At 76.6% G+C, this 4552-nt stretch carries 5 protein-coding genes; 1 reads left to right on the top strand and 4 read right to left on the bottom strand.

Annotated features, from left to right (window positions below):
• A partial coding sequence (locus tag ABD317_RS33865; RefSeq protein WP_344295164.1) for an acyl-CoA dehydrogenase family protein occupies positions 1-1607 on the bottom strand: 1607 nt, incomplete at its 3' end.
• Complete coding sequence (locus ABD317_RS33860) at positions 1591-2247, bottom strand: TetR/AcrR family transcriptional regulator (protein WP_344295160.1); 657 nt, start codon at positions 2245-2247, stop codon at positions 1591-1593. The genes ABD317_RS33865 and ABD317_RS33860, both read right to left, overlap by 17 nt.
• A gap of 78 nt (positions 2248-2325) precedes the next feature.
• Between ABD317_RS33860 and ABD317_RS33855 the strand changes: the two genes are divergently transcribed.
• Positions 2326-2781, top strand: a complete 456-nt coding sequence (locus tag ABD317_RS33855; RefSeq protein ID WP_344295158.1) for a GNAT family N-acetyltransferase — start codon at positions 2326-2328, stop codon at positions 2779-2781.
• 127 nt (positions 2782-2908) lie between these two features.
• Here the strand turns inward: ABD317_RS33855 and ABD317_RS33850 are convergent, their stop codons facing one another.
• A complete protein-coding gene (locus ABD317_RS33850; protein ID WP_344295156.1) occupies positions 2909-3133 on the bottom strand; it encodes a DUF2277 domain-containing protein in 225 nt (74 codons plus the stop codon).
• 59 nt (positions 3134-3192) lie between these two features.
• The coding region (locus ABD317_RS33845; protein WP_344295154.1) for a hypothetical protein at positions 3193-4552 on the bottom strand (1360 nt) is incomplete at its 5' end.

Raw genomic sequence — 4552 nt, 5'->3', positions numbered from 1 at the left:
GTGTCCGCCCCCGGCGGCAGCGTGCCGAACGCCAGGCCCCGGGAGCCGACCGCGCGGGCGGCGCAGAAGGCGTCCGCGACCGCCGCGTCGCCGTGCCGGTGCAGCAGCGCGCCCTGCAGCGCCAGCGCCATCGACTCGACCACGTGCCGCGCCCGGTACTCCGCCGCCGCCACGTCCGCCAGGTCCTTGCGCAGCCGGACCACGGCCGCGTCGAGCCGCGCGTCGGCGCCCGCGGCGGCGTCGACCTCGGCGAAGAACGCCGTCACCGTCTCCGGCCGCCGCGCCATCGCGCGCAGCGCGTCGAGCGCGGCGACGTTGCCGGAGCCCTCCCAGATCGACGGCAGCGGCGCCTCCCGGTACAGCCTCGGCATGCCGGACTCCTCGACGTAGCCGTTGCCGCCGAGGCACTCCAGCGCCTCGGCGGCGTGCGCGGGACCGCGCTTGCACACCCAGTACTTGGTCACCGCGAGGCCGATCCGCCGGAACAGCGTCTCCTGCTCGTCGGCGGTGCCCGTCTCGCCGCGGTCGACGGCGCCGGCCAGCCGCATGCTCGCCACCGTCGCCGCCTCGGCCTCGACGGCGAGGTCCGCGAGCACGTTCGCCATCAGCGGCTGATCGGCGAGCCGCCTGCCGAACGCCCGCCGGTGCCGGGCGTGGTGGAGGGCCTGCGCGACGCCGAGGCGCATGCCGCCGGCGGTGGCGAGCGCGCAGTCCAGCCGCGTCATGTTGACCATCTTGATGATGGTCTTCACGCCCGCGCCCTCCGCGCCGACGAGCCGGCCGGCCGCGCCCTCGTACTCGATCTCGGCGGAGGCGTTGGAGCGGTTGCCGAGCTTGTCCTTCAGGCGCATGAGCCGGATCGCGTTGCGGGTGCCGTCGGGCAGCACGCGCGGGACGAGGAAGCAGGACAGGCCGCCGGGCGCCTGCGCGAGGGTGAGGAAGACGTCGGACATGGGCGCCGAGGTGAACCACTTGTGGCCGGTGAGCGCGTACAGGCCGTCGCCGTCGCCGGCCGGTACGGCGCGGGTGGTGTTGGCGCGTACGTCGGAGCCGCCCTGCTTCTCCGTCATCGACATGCCGGCGACCAGGCCGGCCTTGGCGGTCGGCGGGCGCAGCCCGAAGTCGTAGGCGGCGGAGGTCAGCAGGGGTTCGTAGGCGGCGGCGAGGTCCGGCGCGGCGCGCAGCGCGGGGACGGCCGCGTACGTCATGGAGACGGGGCACAGGTGGCCGGCGTCGGTCTGGCCCCAGACGAAGAGCTTCGCGGCGCGCGCGACGTGCGCGCCGGGGGTGCCCGACCGCCAGGGTGCGGCGTGCAGGCCGTGGGCGACGGCGGTACGCATCAGCTCGTGCCAGTCCGGGTGGAACTCGACCTCGTCGACGCGGTGGCCGTAGCGGTCGTGGGTGCGCAGGACGGGCGGATGCTCCTCGACGTGCCGGGCCCACTCCTGCGCCTCCGCGCCCCCGGCGAGCAGCCCCAGCGCGCGTACGCCGTCCTCGGCCCAGCCGGCGCCGTGGGTGCGGAGGGACTCCAGGAGGGCGGGGTAGGCGGCGACGTCGTAGGAGGTGAGGGGCGGGGGCTGGTTGGTGACGTCATGGGTGGTCGGCATGCGGGACTCCCAGGGCTCTGCGGGTGAAGGCGGCGAGGCGCGCGGGGGTGCCGGGGCCGGGGCCGTCCGGACCGGGGACGGGGGCATGCGGGCCGGGGCCGCCCGCGGCCGCGCCGGACAGCGGTCCGATCAGCGCCTCGGCGCAGGCCCCGACGAGGGCGGCCGCGGTCAGCGGCGGATCCTGCGGGGGCAGCCGCCCCGAGGCGGTGCCCTCGGCGATGCGGGCGGCGAACACGTCGCGGAACGCCCGCCGGAAGACCAGGCGCTCGGTCTCGACCGCGGGGTCCACGGGCTCGGCGAGCAGCGCGTACGCCACCCGCGGGCGGCGCAGCGCCCGGCGCGCGAACGTCTCCGCGGCGGCGGCGACGCCCTCGGCGGGGTCCGCGGGCCGGTGGGCGGCGGCGGACACGGCCGCGACCTCGGCGGTGACGACGCTGCGGAACAGCTCGACGGCGAGCACGGACTTGCTCGGGAAGTGGCGGTAGACGCTGCCGGTGGCGATACGGGCCCGGGCGGCGACGGCGGCGACCGTGCAGCCGGCGTAGCCCTCGTCGGCGAGGAGCGCGCGGGCGGCGTCGAGGAGGTCGCGCCGCCGGTCGTCCAGCCGCGCCTGGACGGCGGGGGTGCGCCGGTAGGGCATGGGAAGGATTGAAGCAGTGATTCACAGCTTCAGCAAGAAGACCGGGGGATGTCAGTGGCGGGTGCCAGACTCGGCGGCATGACGGAGGAACTACGGCTGAGGGACGTGGTCGAGGAGGATCTTGAGGTCTTCCTCGCACACGAGCACGATCCGGAGAATGTGCGGCGCTCGCGCTTCCCGCCGCGCGAGCGGGAGCGCTTCATGACGCACTGGCGGGAGACGATCCTGCGGGATCCGACCTGCCTGGTGCAGACGGTGGCCGTCGACGGGAGGACCGCGGGGGGCGTGGTGGCCTGGTGGGACGGCGACCGGCGGTTCCTGGGCTACGTCTTCGGCCGGGAGTTCTGGGGCCGGGGGATAGGCACGCGGGCGGTGGGCCGGTTCCTGGAGCTGGAGCGCCACCGCCCGCTGTACGCGGACCCGTACGTGGGCAACACGGGCTCGGTGCGGCTGCTGGAGAAGCTCGGCTTCCGGCGGACGGGGGACAGCGACTGGAACGGGGACGACGAGCACGTGGTGCTGGTCCTGGAGTAGCGGCCCCCGGGCGTGAGCGGGCGTGCCCGCTCCGCGGGCGCACGGCCCACGTCCGGCGGACGTCCGGGCCCGCCGCCCCCGGCCCGTACCGCCGGGTCGGCGCCCGGGCGGCGCCGCGCCGACGGCGCTACGCCGCGCCCTTGGTCCCGCCGCGGACCACCAGGGAGTCCAGCAGCTCCTGCGTCACCGCGGCGACCTCCGCCACCGCCTTGTCGAACGCCTCGGCGTTGTGCGGCGCGGGGTGGCGGAAGCCGGAGACCTTCCGTACGTACTGCAGGGCCGCCGCCCGCATGTCGTCCTCGGTGACGGTGTCGGTGTACGGGGGGCGCAGGGTCTTGATGCTTCGGCACATATGTACGACGGTACGCCGCCGCTCTGACAGCCGCGGCCGGCAGCGCGGCGGGGGCGGGATCACCAGCTGGTGAGCAGGAGGTGGTTGACGGTGAGCGCCACCGCGGCCTGCGCGGTGAGCCAGGCGCGGTGGTCGCGGTCCGGGAGGAGGGCGGCGGCCGGGAGCAGCCAGAGCGTGAACGGGAGCCAGATCCGCTCCGTCTCCGCCTTGCTGAGCCCGGAGAGGTCGGCCGCCACGATGCACGCAAGACCGGCGACCGCCATCGCCGCCACGGCGTACGTGGAGACGGCCCTCCGGCGCTCGGACCAGGCCGTGCGCAGCGCGCGGCGGACCCCCGCCACCGCCGCGGGGCCCGCGCTGACCGCCGCCAGGGCCAGGTTCCCCCAGATCCAGTACGCGTACGGCCGCTCCCCGCCCCAGCCCTGGTAGTAGCGCTCGTGCAGCAGGTCGTAGCCCTCGTACCACCAGAACCCGGTCGCCGTGAAGGCCACCGCGACCGGCAGCGCACCCAGCACCGCCCACGGCACCGCGCGCAGCACCGCGCTCCGCCCCGCGGGCCCGCGCCGGGCGGCGCACCACAGCACCGCGGCGACCGGCAGCACCAGCAGCGCCAGCCCGTACGAGAGGTACAGCGCCCACACCAGCACCAGCCCCGCGCCCGCGCCCGCCACCGCCGGGCGGCGGCCCGTCCGGGTCACCGCCAGCGCCAGCAGCGCCAGGCCCCAGGCGGCCACGGCGGCGAAGTAGGCGTCCGCGGACACCCCCGCCCAGATCGCCCACGGCGCCAGCACCAGGAACGGCGCCGCCCGCCGCGCGCGCTCCTCGCCGCCCAGCGCCCGCAGCGCGACCAGCGCCGCGACCGCCGCGGACGCGCCCACGGTGATGCAGAAGACCGCGCCCCACGCCCCGCCGCCGAGCCCCACCCGGTCCAGGCCGACGAACGTGAGGATCGCGCCGGGCGGGTGCCCGGCGATGTGCGCGGGCCAGTTGTCCGGGGCCTCCATGAGGATGTGGTCCGTGAACGTGCGTACGGCGTGCCCCAGGTCGTCGAAGCGGTCGACGGTCTCCGGCACGGCGTACTCGTTCTTCTTCAGCAGCCGCCCCGCGGCCCCGTCCCGCCAGCCGTCGATCAGCGCCAGGGACCAGATCCACGCCATCCCCGTCAGCCACGCCGCCGGCAGCAGCCGGCGCCACGGCAGCCGGTCGGCGAGCGGGGGCCCGTACGCGACGACGGCGGCGGCGACGGCGAACGCCGCGGGGGTGCCGGGCCCGTAGTGCGGCTCCCAGGTGGCGATCAGCGGCGGCCAGCGCACGTGCAGGATGCCGTCGTCGTTGATGGCCCGTCCGATGACGGCGGTCGCCGCGACGAGCAGGGCGGCGTAGCCGGCGGCGACCGGGTCCCACCGGCGGCCGGCCGGC

Source organism: Streptomyces synnematoformans, assembly GCF_039531005.1.
Taxonomy (GTDB): domain Bacteria; phylum Actinomycetota; class Actinomycetes; order Streptomycetales; family Streptomycetaceae; genus Streptomyces; species Streptomyces synnematoformans.
This window is presented reverse-complemented; position numbering and strand designations above follow the sequence as displayed.